Raw genomic sequence first — 20,423 nt, 5'->3', positions numbered from 1 at the left:
AGAAAAAGGATTAATAAAGGAGAACCTATGAATCTTACACGACGCAATTTTATTAAATATGCTGGCGGTTCCGCTGGCGCGATGATGATCACCTCCGCTATCCCGATGCAGTCATGGGCAGCGGAAGCACCGGGCAACGCGATCCTGACCGCCGGGCGCTGGGGCGCGATGTACATCGAAGTTAAAGATGGCAAAATTGTTTCTTCACGCGGCGCGTTGGCGAAAACTATCCCTAACTCGCTGCAAACCACCGCGCCGGACCAGGCGCATACCCCGTGCCGCGTTAAGTACCCGATGGTGCGTAAAGGCTTCCTGAACGCGCCGGGCAAACCGGACGGCAAGCGCGGGAAAGATGAGTTTGTGCGCGTTTCCTGGGAAGATGCGCTGAAACTGATCCACGAACAGCATGCGCGCATTCGCACCGAGCACGGCCCGTCTTCCGTGTTTGCCGGCTCCTACGGCTGGCGTTCAAGCGGCGTGCTGCACAAAGCGCAGACCCTGCTGCAACGCTATATGAGCATGGCAGGCGGTTATACCGGCCATACCGGCGATTACTCAACCGGCGCGGCGCAGGTGATCATGCCGCACGTGGTAGGTTCCGTAGAAGTGTACGAACAGCAGACCGTCTGGCCGGTAGTGCTGGAGCACAGCCAGGTGGTGGTGCTGTGGGGCCTTAACCCGCTCAACACCCTGAAAATCGCCTGGACCAGTACCGACGAACAGGGCCTGGAGTACTTCAACAAGCTGAAAGCGTCCGGTAAAACCGTTATCGCCATCGACCCGATTCGTTCCGAAACCATCGAGTTCTTCGGTGACAAAGCCCAGTGGATTGCGCCGAATATGGGTACCGACGTGGCGATGATGCTCGGTATCGCGAACGTGCTGGTGGAAAAAGGCCTGCACGACAAAGCCTTCCTGGAAAAATACACCACCGGCTACAGCGAGTTCGAAGCCTATCTGACCGGTAAAAACGACAACACGCCGAAAACCCCGGCCTGGGCCGAGAAGATTTGCGGCGTTCCGGCGAAGCAAATGGAAATCCTGGCGGACATTTTCGCCAAAAACAGAACCATGCTGATGGGCGGCTGGGGCATTCAGCGCCAGCAGTACGGCGAACAGCGCCACTGGATGCTGGTGACGCTGGCGGCGATGCTTGGCCAGATTGGTACCGAAGGCGGCGGTTTCGGCTTCTCTTACCATTACTCCAACGGCGGCAACCCGACCCGCAGCGGCGGCGTGCTGTCAGCGATTTCCGCGAAGATCGCGGGCGGCTCTTCCGCAGGCAACGACTGGGCGACCTCCGATGCCGTTGAGGCTTTCCCGGTAGCGCGTATCGTTGAAGCGCTGGAAAACCCCGGCGGCAAATACCAGCATAACGGTAAAGAGCAAACCTTCCCGGATCTGCGCATGATTTGGTGGGCCGGCGGCGGTAACTTTACTCATCACCAGGACACCAACCGCCTGGTGAAAGCCTGGCAAAAACCGGAAATGATCGTCATTTCCGAGTGCTACTGGACGGCGGCGGCCAAACATGCCGATATCGTTCTGCCGATCACCACTTCGTTCGAACGTAACGACCTGACCATGACCGGCGACTACAGTAACCAGCACCTGGTGCCGATGAAGCAGGTTATCGAACCGCAGTTCGAAGCGCGTAATGACTTTGATGTGTTCGCGGATATGGCGGAGCTGCTGAAGCCTGGCGGTAAAGCGGCCTACACTGAAGGCAAGAGCGAAATGGACTGGCTGCGTGAATTCTACGACGTAGCGCAGAAAGGCGCGCGTCAGCAGCGTGTCAACATGCCGCAGTTCACCGCATTCTGGGAAGCCAACAAGCTGATCGAAATGCGCAAAAACCCGAAAGAAGAAGCTTTTGTACGCTATGCCGATTTCCGTAAAGATCCGGTGATGAACCCGCTGGGCACGCCGAGCGGCAAAATCGAGATCTACTCAAAAACCATCGAAGGCTTTAACTATAAGGATTGCCCGGCGCATCCGACCTGGCTGGAGCCGGACGAGTGGGCAGGCAATGCGAAAGAGGGCGAACTGCAACTGCTGACCGCGCACCCGGCGCACCGTTTGCACAGCCAGCTCAACTACGCCTCGCTGCGTAAAGAGTATGCGGTAGCGAACCGCGAGCCGATCTACATCCATCCAGAAGATGCCAAAAAACGTGGCATTGCGGATGGTGATTTGGTGCGCGTCTGGAACTCTCGCGGTCAGGTGTTGACCGGCGCGAAAGTCACCGATGGCATTAAGCAGGGCGTGGTGTGTATCCATGAAGGCGCATGGCCGGATCTGGATTATGCAGGCACCGGGATTTGTAAAAATGGCGGGGCCAACGTGCTCACCAAAGACATCCCGACCTCGCGTCTGGCGAACGGCTGCGCGGGCAACACCGCGCTGGTCATGGCGGAGAAATACACCGGGCCAGCGCTTGAGCTGACCGCATTTACCCCGCCGCTGGGCGCGTAAGCGCGTAACGAAAAAGGGCGGAAACCGAGGTTTCCGCCCTTTTTTTATCCCGCTTCCGGCAACATTCCGGCGGCGATCAACGCCTGAATAACAATAATCCCGATGCCGCAGGCGAAAATCAGCGCCAGCAGCGGCGTACCGCCCATCACCCGATATCCTGCCTCGCTGTGCTGTTGACGGCTTTTCCACACCAGCAGCGACGGTATAATCAGCGCCAGGATCGCCAGCGCGACCCCGGCATAGCCGAGCGCCATGACAAACCCTTGCGGATAAAACAGCGCGAACACCAGCGGTGGCGCGAAGGTGATCAACCCGCTCTGGACGCGTCCGGAGGCTTTGCGGCTGCGCTGGAACAGGTCGCTCAGATAATCGAACAGCCCTAACGACACGCCCAGAAACGACGTCGCCAGTGCCAGGTCAGCAAACAGATGCACTGCCAACTCTACGTGCGGGCTGGCGACCACTTCACGCACCGCCTGTAACAGACCGTTTAACCCGCTGTGGCTGGCGATAAGCCCGCTGAAGGTAGCGGAGTCAATTGCGCCCAGCGTCGCCAGTTGCCAGAAGATATAGGCAACCAGCGGGATAGCGCTGCCGGTGATAAACACCAGCCGCAGCTTGCGCAAATCGCCATTTAAGTAGCTGACAACGCTCGGCACGCTGCCGTGAAAGCCAAACGAGGTAAAAATCACCGGAATAGCCGACAGCGCCAGGCCTTTCTCCAGCGGCATCGTCAGCAGGTTGGCCTGGTGAATATGCGGCATCATCAGCGCCAGCATCACCACCAGCAGAATGATTTTGGCGCTGAACAGCAGGCGGTTAAACATATCCACCATATGGGTGCCGATACAAACAATACCACCCGCCACCAGGGTAAACATCAGTACGCCGCTGGCGGGGGTAATGGTCGTCGACAGCCACTGCGACAGGCTGGACGCCAGCAGTTCGCCCGCGCCACTAATATAGGCGGCGGTCAGCGCATACATCAAAAACAGCATACTGAAGCCGGTCAACCACTGCCCATATTTGCCAAGATAGCGGCGCGCCAGCGAGCCGAGGCCGGTGTCGGCTGGCACATGTTGATACACTTCCACTAACAACAGCGCGGTGTAGCACATCAGCGCCCACAAACCGACCAGTAAGATAAACGTTACACCAAAACCCACGCCCGCCGCGGCCAGGGGCATCGCCAGCATTCCGGCGCCAATGGTGGTGCCTGCGACGATGAATGTACTGCCAAGAGTGCGATTCTTCACGCTTCCCTCTAAGAGAAATGAATTCCATACTGAATTGTGCGGCGCAGGGTAAGTGAAATAAAGAGTCTCGTCAAATTTGGATTACGGGTGTCGTAACGTTAACTTTACAATATAAAGATGCATTGATAATACCGTTTCTTGCGGCGCAACAAGATCCGCCCAACGACAGATGCGTATCATGCTTTTTTTATCGGAGAGAAAATGATGACATCCATACACGGTCATGAAGTACTGAATATGATGCTGGCGGACGGCCAGTCCTGGACAACGGAGCGCCTGGTCGCGGCGATTGAAGAGAAGTTCGGGCAAGCAGCGCGCTTTTATACCTGTTCTGCGGAAGGCATGACGGCAGCGCAATTAGTGGATTTTCTGGCGGCGCGCGGAAAATTTATTCCGGCAGAGGAAGGGTTCGTGACCCATAAAAGTAAAATCTGCAATCATTAAAAAAGCGGGCGCAAAGGCCCGCTTAATTATTTAAGCCTGCGCATCCAGCGTAGCAAGTTCTTTATCAACGAAATAGAGACCTTCGTTGCTTTTACCCACCAGACGCAATTTATCAATCACCGATTTAAACAGTTTTTCTTCTTCATGCTGTTCGGCGACATACCATTGCAGGAAATTAAAGGTCGGATAATCCTGGCTTGTCATGGCGGTGTGCGCCAGTTCATTAATCTGACGGGTAATTAACTGCTCATGTTCATAAGTGGCGTTAAATAACTCGTCGAGAGAGGCATATTCTGCGAACGGGCTGGCGATCGGCTTGATTTGCGGCAGGCTGCCGGTATCGGTCAGGTAATCGAACAGGCGCTGCATATGGCCCATCTCTTCCTGGGCGTGACGACGTAAAAATGCCGCTGCGCCTTCAAAGCTGTGGTAGCTGCACCAGGCGCTCATTTGTTGATAGAGCAGGGATGAAAATAATTCCAGATTCATTTGCTCATTTAATTTTTCAAACATTTCAGGTTTAAGCATACTTGCTCCGAATCAAAGGGCAGGGCGTCATTTGTGGCTACTATAATTTGTTATTAATTCATTTGCAAAAAGTAACGCAAAAGAAATTAATAAGTAAAAATGCAAATGGTAATTAAAATCATTAAGCGAAATGGCCATGCCAATAAATAAAATCCGAACACTAAGTCAAATTGTCAGGAAATAATAAACCCGTAAGCAAATGAAAAAACAGCCGCGATAGCGACTGTTTTTTAAATATTAATAAATCGGCTGTGAGGCAGGCAACGCCACGCCCTGGCACTGATAATTCAGCGTAACGCTTTCGTTCAAACACTGAGTGCCGCTGATTACGCTACAGGTGTAAATGGGCTCGCCATAGCGTACCGCGCGATCGTAGCCCCAGTTCTGGCACTGTTTGGTGGCGGTAGACAGCGCCAGATAATCATCGACTTTAGCCCGTTGCAGCGCAGGGACGTCAAAACCCAGTTGCACCAGCCCCATCATTTGATTGCCGCCGGTTACCTCAGGATTTTTGGTGATAGTGCAGCCTGCGAGGCTCACAAAAAGTAGTGCCGCTAGCGGTCGAAACATGGCGATTCCCATCAGAGTGACATACCGCCATCATCGCACAGTGGTCATCATTCAATGGGTTAAATAGCGCCCGTTGCCGTGCGTATCTGTGCTTATGGCATAGCCTGAGCAGATGAAAATGTGAACGCAGTATAAATTTATAAAACATTTTTTCATTTATTCTGAAAGTGTGTTTGCCAGATGCTTATGTGCCGCTATCATAAGCAACTTAAGACATGAGCTGGAGAAAACCGATGAAAATTGCACTGATGATGGAAAACAGCCAGGCGGCGAAGAACCCCATCATTCTCAATGAACTGAACGCGGTGGCCGATGAGAAAGGGTATTCGGTCTATAACGTAGGGATGAACGGCGAAAACGATCACCATCTGACGTATATCCACCTGGGCATTATGGCCAGCATCCTGCTGAACGCCAAAGCGGTGGATTTCGTGGTGACCGGTTGCGGCACTGGCCAGGGCGCGCTGATGTCGTTGAACATTCATCCGGGCGTGGTATGCGGCTACTGCATCGATCCGGCGGACGCATTCCTGTTCTCCCAGATCAATAACGGTAACGCGCTGGCGCTGCCGTTCGCGAAAGGTTTCGGCTGGGGCGCAGAACTGAACGTGCGCTTCATTTTCGAAAAAGCCTTTACCGGCCGCAAAGGTGAAGGGTATCCGCCGGAGCGTAAAGAGCCGCAGGTTCGCAACGCCGGCATTCTGAACCAGGTGAAAGCGGCGGTCGTAAAAGAGAATTACCTCGATACGCTGCGCGCGATTGACCCGGAACTGGTGAAAACCGCCGTTTCCGGCGAGCGCTTCCAGCAGTGCCTGTTCGAAAATGGCCAGGATGAAGAAATCGTTGCTTTCGTGCGCGAGATCCTGGGCTAATCGCCATACGGCGTCGTCCTGCGACGCCGTTTATTTACGTCTTCGATGAGACCTGGCTACCGGCCTTCGCCGATAACCGCAGCGTATCCGCCATGCCTGCCAGGCAGATCAGGGCGATAAACACAAACGCCAGCCGAAAGCCGATCCCCGCCGTTGCTGTCATATCCAGCCATTGCGCCAGTTTATCTCCCAGCCGAATGCTGATTGCCCCGAGGGTGATCCCTAATCCCACCGCCAGCTGCGATGCGGTACTGAACAACGTATTGGCATAGCTCATCTCTTTGGGCGGGACATCCGCGAAGGCGAGGGTACTGACGCCGGTGAACTGAATCGAACGGAACACACCGCCGAGATACAAAATCAGCAGGATCAGCCAAACCGGGGTATGCGGCGTGAGGAGCGCGCAGGCCAGTAAAGAGAGCACATTCAGCAGGCCGTTAATCAGCAGCAGCTTCTTAAACCCCAGCCAGCGTATCAGCGGCGTGGTGGCGGGTTTGATGGTGAGATTCCCGACAAAAACTGCCAGGACCAGCAGCCCGGAATGAAACGCGTCCATTCCAAACCCGACCTGGAACATCAGCGGCAGCATAAACGGCACCGCGCTGATTGAGGCGCGAAACAGCGAGCCGCCATACATCGTGACGGCGAAGGTCTTTATCTTAAGCGAATCCAAGCAGATCATCGGCCACGCGCTACGGCGAAAATGATGCAGGGAATAGCCCAGCGCCGCGATGCCGATCGCCATTAACACAAGAGCTAACCCCACGTCCGGCTGCTGCGCGCCGAGCATTTCCATCCCATACACCAGGCTTATCATCGCCACGCCGGTGCTGATAAAACCCACACCGTCAAATGGCCGCCGTTCACTATCCGTAAGCGCTGGAATTAGCCGCCACGCCAGTGCCATGGCCACCAACCCCAGCGGAAGATTGATATAGAAAATCCAGCGCCAGTCGGCATAGCTGGTAATAAATCCGCCAAGCGGCGGCCCAATAATTGGCGCAACTAGCGCGGGCCACGTCAGGGTGGCAATCGCTTTGATTAACTGATTTTTGGGCGTGGTACGCAACACCGCCAGTCTGCCCACTGGCACCATTAGCGCGCCGCCTATCCCCTGAATCACCCGCATCGCCACGAAGGCTTCCAGGCTTTGCACCATCCCGCAGAGGACAGATGATAAGGTAAATATCGCCAGCGCCAGAGTGAAGACCGAACGCGCCCCGAACCGGTCAGCAATCCAACCGCTGGCAGGGATAAACACCGCGAGCGTCAATAAATAGGCGCTGATACCGATATTGAGATCCACCGCCTCAACGCCAAAGGTGCGTGCCATTTCCGGCAAGGCGGTCGCAATCACCGTACCGTCGAGAAACTCCATAAAAAAAGCGCCTGCAACCAGCAGCGCCGTGGGAGAAAGGCCGCGTTGCGACGAGGAGACTTGAGCCATTATTTCCTTACCTGATTAAAAAAATTCTATAAAATTTACTGTTTATTTTGTTATCGTAATGTAATGATTTTTAAAAGGCTAAATGCAAAAAACGTGTTTCGGCGATCGGTTTTTTATGTGATGTTAATCACAAAATAGTTGATTTTTGTGACCGTGGTCATATGATTGAGCCATTACGAGATCACCTGCACATAACAAACGAATAACAATGGAGCACACCATGAAACTGCGCGCTATCCTGAAAAGCATGTTCAAAAACTACTGCAGCACTTTCAAAGACGTCCCGCCGGGCGCAATGTTCTAAGTTCTGCATCAAAACCTGCTTCGGCAGGTTTTTTTTTCGCCCTGCTTCGGGTATTCACGCGAGTGATTGATTAACCATACCCGTAGTGAAACGTCTTTTCACTTTCTTTGTTTATCCCCCGATCTTTCTTCGCTATCCTCTCAGCGTCCTTTCATATCAATCCCGTAGCATGCGCAGGCTCGCGTTTTGATGCGTTTGCCGTTACGCTGCGCTGCTTAACTAAGGAGAAGAACATGTCGCAATCATTAACCCCGGAAGACGAACTGGTCTCTGATATTGTCGCCTGCCAGTTGGTCATCAAACAGATCCTCGACGTGATTGACGTTATCGCGCCGGTCGAAGTGCGTGAAAAAATGGCCAGCCAACTGAAATCGATCAATGTGGGGGCGAGTGCCGCTGCTGACCCTGTGACGGTGCGCGCGGTGCAAAAGGCCATCGCACTGATTGAGCTGAAATTTACGCCGCAGAATGAAACACACTGATCCTTGATGAAATAACAAAAAGCTCGCAGTCCAGTTGCGGGCTTTTTTTATTTGCGCAGAAAACAGGACACCGGGCGTTAATTAGTTACAACATACTTTTCAGCGTACGTGGTAGCCACGCTGCGGCACCGGCGTTTTATCGTTCTGGCAGCCCTGCAAAGCCATTTGTTGCTTCGCTTATCCCGTTTTTTTGTACCAGGCTTATAAACCAAATTATCTGCCAGAGAATGTGGAGCACTATGAAAGAGCAAAATCGTACTATCGGCATCGCGCCTTATGGAGGGTCCGCAGGCGGGTGGGGCGCGTTAAAGGCGGTTGCTGACGCCATACGCGGCCAAATGTCGATGAAGCAGGACGTGATTGCCCTGTTCAAAGTTAACCAGCCGCAGGGGTTTGACTGCCCGGGTTGCGCCTGGCCCGATCCGCAACATGCCTCCTCGTTTGAGTTTTGTGAAAACGGTGCCAAAGCCGTTTCCTGGGAGGCGACCAGTAAACGTACTACGCCGGAATTTTTTGCCGCACATACCGTGAGTGAGCTGTGGGAACGTAACGCGTTTGAGCTGGAAGGGGAAGGGCGGCTGACGCACCCGATGAAATACGATCCGGCAACCGATACTTATCAGCCTATCGAGTGGCAAACCGCTTTTCGCGAAATCGGCGAGCATTTACGCAGCTACGAAGACCCCGACAGCGTGGAGTTTTATACTTCCGGGCGCGCTTCCAATGAAGCGGCTTTCCTGTGGCAACTGTTCGCCCGCGAATACGGCACCAACAACTTCCCGGACTGCTCGAACATGTGTCACGAACCGACCAGCGTCGGCCTGCCGGAATCTATTGGCGTCGGCAAAGGCACCGTTGAGCTGGAAGATTTTAACCACTGCGATTTAGTACTTTGCATCGGCCACAACCCGGGTACTAACCATCCGCGTATGCTCGGCACGCTGCGTGAAGTCTCAAAACGCGGTGCGACGATTGTCGCCATCAACCCGCTGCGCGAGCGTGGCCTCGAGCGCTTCACGTCACCGCAAAGCCCCATTGAGATGCTTTCATTAAGCTCTACCGAGCTGGCTTCGACCTATTATAAAGTGCGCGTAGGCGGCGACGCGGCGATGCTGAAAGGCGTGATGAAGATATTGCTGTCGATGCATGAAGAGCGTCTGAATAACGGCCAGCCGGGCGTGCTGGATGAAGCCTTCATCCGCGAGCACACCGAGGGTTTTGAGGCACTAAAAGCTGACCTCGATGCCACCGAATGGGATCATATTCTTAAGGTTTCCGGCATGGAGCGTAAGGAGATTCAACACGTGGCTCGCCTCTACGCCAGCGCTCAACGCACCATTGTCTGCTACGGCATGGGGATCACCCAGCATCAGTACGGCACCCAGAACGTCCAGCAAATCGCCAATCTGCTGCTGCTGCGCGGCAATATCGGCAAAAAAGGCGCGGGCATCTGTCCGCTGCGCGGGCACTCCAATGTCCAGGGCGACCGCACCGTGGGGATCACGGAAATCCCGTCTCAGGAATTGCTCGACAGCATCGAACGCGTGTTTGGCTTTAAGCCGCCGCAGAAACACGGTCACGGCGCGGTTGCGGCTATTCAGGCGATGCGCGACGGTAAGGCTAAGGCGCTGCTCTGCCTGGGCGGTAACCTGGCGGAAGCGATATCCGACCCGCAGGTGACATTCCCGGCAATGCGCAATCTCGATCTGGTGGTGCATATGGCTACCAAACTCAACCGTTCTCATCTGCTGCTGGGCAAGCATAACTATCTGCTGCCGGTGCTGGGCCGCACAGAGATTGACGAGCAGGCTTCTGGCGCGCAAAGCATTACGGTAGAGGATTCGATGTCGATGGTGCACGCCTCACGCGGCTCCCTGAAACCCGCTTCGCCGCATCTGTTGTCAGAGCCAGCGATGGTAGCGGGCATTGCCAAAGCGACGCTTCCTGACAGCGTGGTCAACTGGGACCGGCTGGTGGGGGATTACAGTTTTATCCGCGAGAAGATCGAGGCGGTATTCCCGGCGTTTGCCGATTATAACGAGCGGGTGAAAAAGCCGGGCGGTTTTCGGCTTTATAACGCCGCTTCTGAGCGCGTCTGGAACACGCCATCCGGTAAAGCACAGTTCAAGGTGATGCAGGGAATTAACGAGGATCCGCGTTCGCTGAAATGTCACGATCTGGTGCTTACCACGCTGCGCAGTCATGATCAGTACAACACCACGTTGTATGGATTGAACGATCGCTATCGCGGCGTGACGGGGCGCCGCGACGTGCTGTTCATCAATCCTGATGAGGCGGAAAAACGGCAGCTAAGGGTGGGCGATCAGGTCAACATTGTGGCCCTCGATCCTGAAGGCAACCCTACGGCGCGACGGATGCATAATCTGACGATCGTGGTGATTGATATGGCACCCGGGTCGGTCGGTGCCTATTACCCGGAAGCTAACGTGCTGGTGCCGCTGGACAGCCACGATACCCAGAGCGGTATCCCGGCGTACAAGAGCATTCCCATTGCGATGGAGCGTGTGGAGGTGCCGGTGGAAACGTCGGGGGCGCGACGGTAGAGGGGCAGAAGTCGAACCCCGGTCGGGGCTTCTCATCCCCCCGGCACGGAGCGGATAAGAAAAAGGCCCGTACTGCGTACGGGCCTTTTTCAGGAATATGGCGGTGAGGGGGGGATTCGAACCCCCGATACGTTGCCGTATACACACTTTCCAGGCGTGCTCCTTCAGCCACTCGGACACCTCACCATATTGTTTTTGCTGCCCCACTGCGTGGTGCAACGGGGCGCTACTATAGGGAGTCAGGCTAAAACGGTCAAGCGGTATTTGTTCTTTATTGCGCGTTCGGTTAAGGGTTGAACATCTTCCTTGTGCCCGAATAAAAATGACTTACCCGCCGCATCAGCCCAATAAAAAAGCGCGTACTCGACGCGCTTATAAGAAGGCTAGATTACATCCGCTCGACGGTCTGAATACCCAGGGTATCAAGACCAATCTTCAGCGTCTTCGCCGTCAGCAGCGCCAGTTTCAGGCGGCTCTGACGTACGCCTTCAGTTTCAGCGGTCAGGACAGGGCAGTGCTCGTAGAAGCCAGAGAACAGACCCGCCACATCGTACAGATAGGCGCACATCACGTGCGGCGTCCCTTCACGCGCCACGGTGTTTAGCGTCTCTTCAAACTGCAACAGACGCGCCGCCAGCGCCGCTTCACGCTCTTCGGTGATGTTCACCGGCGCGGTCAGCATGCTCTCTTCAATACCTGATTTACGGAAAATCGACAGCACGCGGGTATAGGCGTACTGCATATACGGCGCGGTATTGCCTTCAAACGCCAGCATATTGTCCCAGTCGAAAATATAATCAGTGGTGCGGTTTTTCGAGAGATCAGCATATTTCACCGCGCCAATCCCTACGGCGTTCGCCAGGCTTTCCAGCTCATCGGCAGGCATATCCGGGTTCTTCTCTGCCACCAGACGACGCGCGCGCTCCAGCGCTTCATCCAGCAGATCGGACAGCTTAACGGTGCCGCCCGCGCGGGTTTTGAAGGGTTTACCGTCTTTGCCCAACATCATGCCGAACATATGGTGTTCCAGCGGCACGGAATCTGGCACGTAGCCCGCTTTGCGCACAATGGTCCACGCCTGCATCAAATGCTGGTGCTGGCGCGAGTCGATGTAATACAGCACGCGGTCGGCATGCAGCGTTTCATAACGGTATTTAGCGCAGGCAATATCGGTTGTGGTGTACAGGAAGCCGCCATCCTTTTTCTGGATGATCACGCCCATCGGCTCGCCTTCTTTATTCTTGTACTCGTCGAGGAACACCACCGTTGCGCCTTCGCTTTCCACTGCCAGCCCTTTGGCTTTCAGGTCGGCAACGATGCCCGCCAGCATCGGGTTGTACAGGCTTTCACCCATCACGTCGTCACGGGTTAACGTCACGTTCAGGCGCTCATAGGTGATCTGGTTCTGGGTCATGGTGATATCGACCAGCTTGCGCCACATCTCACGGCAGTATTCGTCGCCGCCCTGCAGTTTCACCACATAGTTACGGGCGCGTTCCGCAAAAGCTTCGTCTTCATCGTAGTGTTTTTTGGCTTCGCGGTAGAACCCTTCCAGATCCGCCAGTGCCATTTCACCGGCGTTTTCGTTCTGCTGTTTTTCCAGATAGGCAATCAGCATCCCGAACTGGGTGCCCCAGTCGCCAACGTGGTTAGCGCGAATGACGTTATGGCCGAGGAATTCCAGGGTACGCACCGCCGCATCACCGATGATGGTGGAGCGCAGATGGCCGACGTGCATCTCTTTCGCCACGTTCGGCGCGGAGTAGTCCACCACAATAGTTTGCGCCGCCACTTTCGGCACGCCGATACGCTCACTCAGCACCGCGCTATCCACCAGGCCCGACAGATACGCCGGGTCGAGGAAGATATTGATAAAACCGGGCCCGGCGATTTCAACTTTATGAGCAATCCCGGCGAGATCGAGATGGGTCAGCACAAGCTCTGCTAATTGTCGCGGCGGCATGCCCAGTTTTTTAGCAACGGACATCACGCCATTAGCCTGATAGTCGCCGAACTGTGCTTTGGCCGACTGGCGAACCTGAGGTTCACAATCGGCAGGTGCGCCTGCGGCAATCATTGCCTGACTGACTTTATCGGAAAGAAGAGCCTGAATATTCACCGGAATACCTTACGTTAAACACGCGGTCCGCAGCGGAACCGCGTCATGTCTATGGAAAAATAAGGCGGAAGTATACTGCATTTGGATTGCAGCGTCAGCAATGGCGCGGTGCGGCTGAAAAGCTGGTTAAAACTTGGTAGAGCAGCCGCTTCAGGGTAGATTAATGGCGATGTAGCCAAAACCGGAAATCGAGATGCAAGACTGGCAATCAATTGAAGAATTACAGGATATCGTGGCGGATTTGCCGCGTTTTACCGACGCGTTAACCGGGCTGGCCGCGCGCCTGGGCCTCGACATCGCGCCGCTGGATGCGGACCATATTTCCCTACGCTGCCATCAAAACGCCACCGCCGAGCGCTGGCGTAAAGGTTTTGAGCAGTGCGGCACGCTGCTGTCGGAAAAAATCATTAATGGTCGGCCCATCTGTCTGTTTAAACTCGCCCAGCCTATCAGCGTGGCGCACTGGGCCTTCAGCGTGGTTGAGCTGCCGTGGCCGGGAGAGAAGCGCTACCCGCATGAAGGCTGGGAGCATATTGAAATCGTGCTGCCGGGCGAGCCGGAAACGCTCAACGCCCGCGCCGTGGCGCTGCTGAGCGACGAGGGTCTGAGCCAAAAAGGGATCGCGGTAAAAACCAGCTCCCCGAAAGGCGAACGCGAGCGCTTGCCGAATCCGACGCTCGCGGTGACTGACGGCTCCGTTACCATCAAGTTCCATCCCTGGTCGATTGAAGCCATCGTCGCCAGCGAGCAGGAATAAACTACCCTGCGGCGACGGCGCGCTGAAGCCGCGCTATCGCTTCATCCAGCGTAGCGTCGCTACAGCCGAAGTTAATGCGCACAAATCGATCGTCGCCAAAATCCTTACCGGACGAAAAGGCCAGACCATGACGCAGGAAGTGGTTCCATGGATTGCCCTGGCCCAATGCGCTGGCATCGACCCATGCCAGATAGGTCGCCTCTGGCGGTATCACGCTCAGGCCGGGTAGTGCATTCACTGCCGCGCACAGCCGGTCGCGCTGTTTACGCAAATGTTCAATCAATGCCAGACGCCACGGCTCGCCATCGCGCCATGCCGCAGTCGCAGCGGCGATCGCCAGCACATCCACCGCAGGAACAATCCCCAGGCGCGCTACCTCGAAACGGCGACGCAGTTGCGGGTTGGGAATAATCGCCAGCGATGCGCCCAGACCGGCGATATTCCACGTTTTGGACGGGGAAATAAATGTGACGGAGCGTTGCGCCGCGCGTGCATCAAGGCTGGCAAAGGGAATATGTTCCAGGCCCGGTTCCAGCACCAGCTCGCCGTGGATCTCATCGGAGCAGACAATCAAATCGTGACGCTCCGCGAATTCCAGTTGCGCCAGCAGCTCTTCGCGACGGTACACCGTACCGCCGGGGTTCTGCGGGTTGCACAGCATCAGCAACGTTTCATTGCCTTGTAAGCTGGCCTGCGCCGCCTCCATGTCCATCACCCAGCGGCCGCGCGCCAGCACCAGAGGGATCGGCTGCTGCTGGCGGCCTGCCAACTGCGCCGCCTTATAAAACGGTGGATAAACAGGTGAGGGCGCCAGAGAACGTTGGTGCGATTCAGTGAACGCCCGCACCGCCAGATTCAACCCGCTTACCACGCCGGGCAGCGGTATCAGCCATTCGGGTTTGACGTCCCACTGGTAGCGCGCTTTCAGATGGGCGATCGCCACGCGATAGAGTTCATCGGGTGCCGTTCCATAGCCGAAGATCCCGTGGGCCACCCTGTGCTGGAGCGCCTCAATTACGCAGGGCGCGGTGGGATAGTCCATATCCGCCACCCACATCGGCAACACGTTCTCAGCGTATTTATTCCATTTGACGCTATCGCTGTGACGGCGGTCCGATTGTTGGTTGAAATTGAATGCCATGATACGTTGCCCTGATTTATCGGTTCCTTCAGACTAGCATTCGGCAAGGATGACACAACGGTTTTCACAGTTCTTAGGGGATTCAATGGCTTTACTGGAAATTTGCTGTTACTCGCTGGAATGCGCGGTAACGGCGCAATCCGCTGGTGCGGATCGAATTGAATTATGCAGCGCGCCCGCAGAGGGCGGTTTAACACCTTCAGCGGGCACGTTAAAGGCCGTACGCGCAACGGTATCAATCCCGGTGCATCCGATTGTGCGTCCACGCGGCGGCGACTTCTGCTACAGCGCCAGCGAGTTCGCCATCATGCTGGAGGACATCGCGCTGATCCGCGAGTTAGGTTATCCCGGCCTGGTGACGGGTATCCTCACCGAAGATGGCGAGGTGGATATGCCGAGAATGCGGCAAATCATGGACGCGGCGCAGGGCATGGCGGTCACGTTTCATCGCGCCTTTGATATGTGCGCTAACCCGTTCAATGCAATGGATAAACTGGCGGAGTTGGGCGTGGCGCGGGTGCTGACATCGGGCCAACAGGCCAGTGCAGAAAAAGGTATTTCAAAAATTGCGGAACTAATCGCGCACTCTGATGCTCCAATCATTATGGCCGGTGCAGGCGTCAGGCTTAGCAATCTGGACACGTTTATCGCGCAGGGCGTTAGCGAGCTTCACAGCTCAGCGGGGAAGAAAGTCCCGTCTGCCATGCGCTATCGCAATCCGGGGGTATCGATGTCTGCCGACGCTGACGCCGATGAATATTCCCGCTATTGCGTGGAGGGTGAGGCCGTCGCCGCGATGAAAGCGGCTCTGGCCACCGCCTCGTAATGAAACCGTTTTTTTACCGCGCATCATGTCGCCCAATATGATGTTTGCTCGTACCAGGCCCCGGCATTTTGCTGGGGCTTTTTTTATGCCCGGAAGCGAAACGGCAAACAACAACTCAATGACTTTGCGTTAAATAAATGTGGCGTGAAATGAATGTGTTGAATAACAAATAACGCACCAGACAGGCGTGAATATTATTTCTCATTGAATGCTGGTTCGCGGGTTTATTGCGCTTCGCTTAAGCGCGATATATTTTGTGATAAGATTACATTTTGCGTAAAGTTTACCGCACCGTATGGCGAAAACTTATTTTTACGCTACCGGAAAATATTTCTGAAAGGTAAATAAATAATTCAAATAAAATCCATGTGTGAATGGCCTCAAGGCTGCGGAGAGGGAGCGGCTCGCGTAAGTGAAGGTAATGGGCTGTTAATAATGATGATGTTCATTATGCGCAGGCGCCTTAATTTATGTCAAAAAATTCTGCTATGAAACATTTGTATGAATTAATGATGTTTGACGCTTTTATTTGTTTCGTTTAAGCCTGGCGCGTTAAACAAAAAAATTAATCTTTACGCCATTTATTTTATTGTCAGGATTGGCGTTCTGTTAAAGCATGGGCCAAAATTAAACACCGGGCGGAAATAGCGTTTAATAAACACCTGTGCCCTGCCGGTTATTTTCTTTGTTGTTTTACATTTAATGAGCCTTATCTCAAGGTGCAGGATGGCTATGCCTTTTTATAGCCGATGTCGACCCGATACCCTGAGATAACCCTCCCAACGATTCCTTACGTAAGCGGCTTTTAGCTGTTAAGAGAGGGAGATGGTGCTGTTCAGCAGTTTCTGGCAGGCGGGTTATGAAGGTGCCGATCATGTTAATCGGCTGGGCGTGCCGCTTTCGATGAATGAGGCCACCGGGCATCTGGAGAAGGCGGCGGAGGATTACGGCAGGCTTAAGCGCTTCGATGTTGCCACGGTGCGGGAAAGCGTGGGCTGGCGGTTAGCAGATCGCCAGGGCGGCTACGATTTTTCCTCGGTGGCGAAACGCATGATCGCCGCCCGCGAGCACCGTGTTCAGGTGTGCTGGACCATTTGCCATTACGGCTGGCCGACGGAGTTATCGATCCTGGATGCCGATTTCGTGCCGCGCTTTGCCCAGTTTTGCGGCGCGCTGGCACGGTTTCTCAAGCCCTGGTATCGCGATGCGCCGGTCTATTCGCCAGTGAATGAGATCTCGTTTACCAGTTGGGCGCTGTCGGTGGGATTTATCCCCTCAACGGAACCGACTGGCGAGGAAACCGGCCACGCCTGTAAACGCCAGTTGGTGCGCGCGGCCATTGCCGCCTGCGATGCCATCTGGCAGGCCGACAGCCGGGCGCGAATTTTACACTGCGATCCGATTATTCATCCACTGCCGAACCCGCTGGATGACGAGTCGCAACGGCTTGCCGTCGCAGAGACCCATGCCCAGTACCAGGCGTGGGACATGCTGTGCGGAAGGGAAGCGCCGGAATTAGGCGGCGCAGCGCGCTATCTCGATATCATTGGCGCGAATTATTACCACAACAACCAGTGGCAGGTTGATAACAGGCAACCTCTGCCGTGGCATTTAGGCGATGCGCGGCGAAAGCCGCTTTTTGAAATGCTTGCAGAACTACATCAGCGATACCGACGGCCGTTGCTGTTGGCTGAAACCAGCCACGTTGGCAGTGGGCGCGGGGCCTGGATAAATCACATTGCAACGGAAGTGGCGCATGCGCAGCTAACGGGCGCGGATATTCGCGGCATATGCGTCTATCCAATCCTCGACCGTCCCGACTGGGAGGATGCGCAGGTCTGGCATCGCAGCGGTTTGTGGGAACCGCTGCATGAGGGTGCCGATCCCCTGTTGCGAAAAATTGATTTCCCCTACGCGCGAGCATTTCGCCGCGCGCAACGTTCTCTTGCACATTTTCAAGACCAGCATCGCTTGCGACAGGCTGGTAAGGGGCAAATAGTGAATACAAAGACGCTGGTAGTTTTTAGTCATTTACGTTGGGATTTTGTCTGGCAACGACCACAGCACCTGTTAACGCGCCTCGCGCAATTTTATCCCGTGGTATTTATTGAAGAACCGGTTTTTGAAGAGGGGGCGGCCGGGTTACACCGCTCTACGCCTGCACCGAACGTCACGGTCATTCGCCCCCATAGCCCCGTGCATGCGCCGGGTTTCCATGATGAACAAATCGCGCAATTGCAGCCTTTAATGACGACCCTCAGCAGTGAATTTCCCGAACCGATTATCTGGTTTTATACCCCGATGGCGCTGCCGCTGGCGGAGCCTTTTCACCCTGCGCTGATGATCTACGACTGCATGGATGAACTCTCGGCGTTTAAAAACGCGCCGCGCCAGCTGTTGCAGCGCGAATCGGCGCTGCTCACCCGCGCCGATCTGGTGTTTACCGGCGGGCCGAGCCTGTACGCGGCTAAACAGCATCGCCATGATAATGTCTGGTGCTTCCCGAGCAGCGTTGACGCCGCCCATTTCGAACAGGCGCTGGATCGGCAAAACGCGCATCCGTTGCAGGATGAGGTGCCGCATCCCCGGCTGGGCTATTACGGCGTTATCGACGAGCGTATCGACTGTGAGCTGATTGCCGCCGTGGCGGACGCCAACCCGCAGTGGCAAGTCGTGATGGTGGGGCCAGTGGTGAAAATCGACCCGGCCAGCCTGCCGCAACGCGCCAATATTCACTATTTCGGTCAGCAGCCGTATCAGGCGCTGCCGCAATTTTTAGCCGGGTGGGATGTCTGCCTGATGCCGTTCGCGCTCAACGCGTCTACTCGCTATATCAGCCCGACCAAGGTGCTGGAGTACATGGCGGCGTCGTTGCCCATCGTCAGTACCGCCATCACCGACGTAAAAGTACCCTATGGCGATATTGTGTTTGTGGCCGATGATAATGCGGCCTTCGTCCGTGGCTGCCAGCAGGCGCTGGCGCTCAGCGAAAGCAACCGCCAGGACCAGACGCAGCGGATGAAATCAATCATTAACGCCACCTCCTGGGATTCGACGGTCGAGGCCATGCACAAACTGATGGCAGAGGCATTGCGGGTAACCGAAACCCCTGCCCAGGCGACTATCGAAACCCAACTAGCGCGTTCTACCCCGGCGGTCAGCCGCATTGCTGGCACCACCAAACAGGATGCGCACTTTGCCCGCTGCCTGATCCTCGGCGCGGGGCCGACCGGCCTGAGCGCCGCGCTGCACATTGGTAAAGAGTCGGTCCTGCTGGAGAAAAACCCTGCCGTCGGCGGCTGGTGCCGCTCGGTTGAAGACAAAGGTTTTACCTTCGATTACGCGGGCCACATTATGTTTTCCGCCGATCCGTACGTGCTGGAAATGTATGAATTACTGCTGAAGGACAACCTGCACTGGCAGAACCGCGAGGCCTGGATATACAGCCAGAACACCTATACCCGCTACCCGTTCCAGGGCGCGCTGTATGGCTTGCCCGCGCCGGTGATTAAAGAGTGCATCCTCGGCGCGGTGGAGGCGCAATACAACGCCGCTAACCGCCTGCAACCCGCGAATGCGCCAGCGTTAAAAATGGAGGATTGCTGCGGTGACGGCGCGGTTCCTCAGGACGACTGCACACTAACCGCCAGGGACAAACGCGCCGCCAACTTCGAACAGTTTATTTATCAGACCTGGGGGGCCGGGATCGCCAAATACTTCGCCGTTCCCTACAACCAAAAACTGTGGAAAGTGCCGCTATCTGAAATGGAGACCTCATGGCTTGGCGGGCGAGTTCCGCTGCCGGATATCGGGCAGATTATTGATGGCGCGTTAGCGCCCAGCACCAAACCCGTTGGGCCCAACGCCCGCTTTGGCTACCCGTTGCGCGGCGGCTTCCAGGCGCTGATGTCCGGTTTCCTGCCGTTGCTGAAAGGCAAACTGGAAACCAACGCTAAAATCATCAAGCTGCTGCCGCGCGAGCATATCGCGGTGCTGGCCGATGGGCGGCGCTACCGCTATGAACAGCTGATCAGCACCATGCCGCTGCCGGTTCTGGTTAATATGCTGGGCGGGGAAGTGCCGGAGGACGTGCTTAGCGCCGCCAAAGGGTTGCGCCACACCTCGGTGCGCTGCGTCAACCTGGGCGTCGGGCGTAGCGATCTCACCGAGAAGCACTGGGTTTACTACCCGGAAGAGACCATTTTTCACCGCATCTTCGTGCAGGGTAACGCCAGCCCGCATTGTAATCCGCCGGGCGGTTGCGGCCTGACCTGTGAAATTACCTATTCCCAGGATGTACCGCTGCCGCTGGATGGCCAGGCGCTGATCGACCGCTGCATCGAAGAGTGCATCAACGTGGGAATGATTAACCCGGACGATGAAATTCTCACCGCCAATCTGGTGGATATTCCGTACGCTTATGTGATTTACGACCATGCGCGGGCGGCAAACGTCGAAACGGTGCGCCAGTGGCTGCTGAAATATGACGTTATCCTGGCAGGCAGGTACAGCGAGTGGGAGTACTACAACTCGGATCACGCCTTCCTGGCAGGGAAAAAGGCGGCGGAGAAAGTGGCGTCGCGCCTGAAACGCGTCGGCGCAGGGATGTAAAACCGGGGCCGCCGGGATAACCGGCGG

At 55.6% G+C, this 20,423-nt stretch carries 15 protein-coding genes and 1 tRNA gene; 9 read left to right on the top strand and 7 right to left on the bottom strand.

The window, feature by feature from the left end:
* Positions 1-27: 27 nt before the first annotated feature.
* Positions 28-2,475, top strand: a complete 2,448-nt coding sequence (locus tag ACVV26_RS13580) for a molybdopterin guanine dinucleotide-containing S/N-oxide reductase (RefSeq protein ID WP_474797614.1) — start codon at positions 28-30, stop codon at positions 2,473-2,475.
* A 44-nt stretch (positions 2,476-2,519) separates the two neighbouring features.
* On the opposite strand, the gene tyrP is transcribed toward ACVV26_RS13580, so the two are convergent.
* Positions 2,520-3,731, bottom strand: coding sequence for a tyrosine transporter TyrP (tyrP, locus tag ACVV26_RS13575; protein WP_474797612.1), 1,212 nt, complete (start codon positions 3,729-3,731; stop codon positions 2,520-2,522).
* Positions 3,732-3,935: 204 nt separating this feature from the next.
* On the opposite strand from tyrP, the gene ACVV26_RS13570 reads away from it, so the two are divergent.
* Entirely contained in the window at positions 3,936-4,175 is a 240-nt protein-coding gene (locus ACVV26_RS13570; RefSeq protein WP_474801852.1) for a YecH family metal-binding protein, read from the top strand.
* 30 nt (positions 4,176-4,205) lie between these two features.
* On the opposite strand, the gene ftnA is transcribed toward ACVV26_RS13570, so the two are convergent.
* Positions 4,206-4,703, bottom strand: coding sequence for a non-heme ferritin (gene ftnA, locus ACVV26_RS13565; RefSeq protein ID WP_474797610.1), 498 nt, complete (start codon positions 4,701-4,703; stop codon positions 4,206-4,208).
* A 237-nt stretch (positions 4,704-4,940) separates the two neighbouring features.
* A complete protein-coding gene (yecR, locus tag ACVV26_RS13560) occupies positions 4,941-5,273 on the bottom strand; it encodes a YecR family lipoprotein (RefSeq protein WP_474797608.1) in 333 nt (110 codons plus the stop codon).
* Between the two features lie 233 nt (positions 5,274-5,506).
* Between yecR and ACVV26_RS13555 the strand changes: the two genes are divergently transcribed.
* Positions 5,507-6,145 (top strand): RpiB/LacA/LacB family sugar-phosphate isomerase, encoded by a 639-nt coding sequence (locus ACVV26_RS13555; protein ID WP_474797606.1) that lies wholly within the window; start codon positions 5,507-5,509, stop codon positions 6,143-6,145.
* 34 nt (positions 6,146-6,179) lie between these two features.
* Here the strand turns inward: ACVV26_RS13555 and ACVV26_RS13550 are convergent, their stop codons facing one another.
* Positions 6,180-7,592 carry an MFS transporter gene (locus ACVV26_RS13550; protein ID WP_474797604.1) on the bottom strand — a complete coding sequence of 471 codons (1,413 nt, stop codon included), beginning with the start codon at positions 7,590-7,592 and terminating at the stop codon, positions 6,180-6,182.
* Between the two features lie 220 nt (positions 7,593-7,812).
* Between ACVV26_RS13550 and azuC the strand changes: the two genes are divergently transcribed.
* The 3 genes from azuC (at position 7,813) to ACVV26_RS13535 (ending at position 10,942) form a co-directional block, all read left to right on the top strand.
* Positions 7,813-7,896: a stress response protein AzuC gene (azuC, locus tag ACVV26_RS13545; RefSeq protein WP_085949471.1), complete on the top strand. Its 84-nt coding sequence runs from the start codon at positions 7,813-7,815 to the stop codon at positions 7,894-7,896.
* Positions 7,897-8,129: 233 nt separating this feature from the next.
* On the top strand, positions 8,130-8,378 hold the full coding sequence (locus ACVV26_RS13540) for a DUF2766 family protein (RefSeq protein WP_312985310.1): 249 nt from the start codon (positions 8,130-8,132) through the stop codon (positions 8,376-8,378).
* A gap of 239 nt (positions 8,379-8,617) precedes the next feature.
* The gene (locus tag ACVV26_RS13535; RefSeq protein WP_474797602.1) at positions 8,618-10,942 is read left to right on the top strand and encodes an FdhF/YdeP family oxidoreductase; all 2,325 of its coding nucleotides are present in this window, start codon (positions 8,618-8,620) and stop codon (positions 10,940-10,942) included.
* Positions 10,943-11,040: 98 nt separating this feature from the next.
* Here the strand turns inward: ACVV26_RS13535 and ACVV26_RS13530 are convergent.
* Positions 11,041-11,128 (bottom strand) — tRNA-Ser (locus ACVV26_RS13530).
* Between the two features lie 202 nt (positions 11,129-11,330).
* Entirely contained in the window at positions 11,331-13,061 is a 1,731-nt protein-coding gene (argS, locus tag ACVV26_RS13525; protein ID WP_474797600.1) for an arginine--tRNA ligase, read from the bottom strand.
* A 193-nt stretch (positions 13,062-13,254) separates the two neighbouring features.
* On the opposite strand from argS, the gene ACVV26_RS13520 reads away from it, so the two are divergent.
* Positions 13,255-13,818 carry a VOC family protein gene (locus ACVV26_RS13520; protein ID WP_474797598.1) on the top strand — a complete coding sequence of 188 codons (564 nt, stop codon included), beginning with the start codon at positions 13,255-13,257 and terminating at the stop codon, positions 13,816-13,818.
* Between the two features lies 1 nt (position 13,819).
* Here ACVV26_RS13520 and ACVV26_RS13515 read toward each other — a convergent pair whose 3' ends face one another.
* Complete coding sequence (locus ACVV26_RS13515) at positions 13,820-14,959, bottom strand: MalY/PatB family protein (protein WP_474797596.1); 1,140 nt, start codon at positions 14,957-14,959, stop codon at positions 13,820-13,822.
* An 85-nt stretch (positions 14,960-15,044) separates the two neighbouring features.
* On the opposite strand from ACVV26_RS13515, the gene cutC reads away from it, so the two are divergent.
* Both cutC and ACVV26_RS13505 read left to right on the top strand, forming a co-directional pair.
* Positions 15,045-15,785, top strand: a complete 741-nt coding sequence (cutC, locus tag ACVV26_RS13510) for a copper homeostasis protein CutC (protein WP_474797594.1) — start codon at positions 15,045-15,047, stop codon at positions 15,783-15,785.
* Positions 15,786-16,610: 825 nt separating this feature from the next.
* Positions 16,611-20,396 carry an NAD(P)-binding protein gene (locus ACVV26_RS13505; RefSeq protein ID WP_474797592.1) on the top strand — a complete coding sequence of 1,262 codons (3,786 nt, stop codon included), beginning with the start codon at positions 16,611-16,613 and terminating at the stop codon, positions 20,394-20,396.
* The last annotated feature ends 27 nt before the right edge of the window (positions 20,397-20,423 follow it).

It is taken from the genome of Atlantibacter sp. MEI4A-1023, from assembly GCF_056155425.1.
Note: the sequence above shows the minus strand (reverse complement) of the source record. Positions and strands in the feature narration are given on the sequence as shown.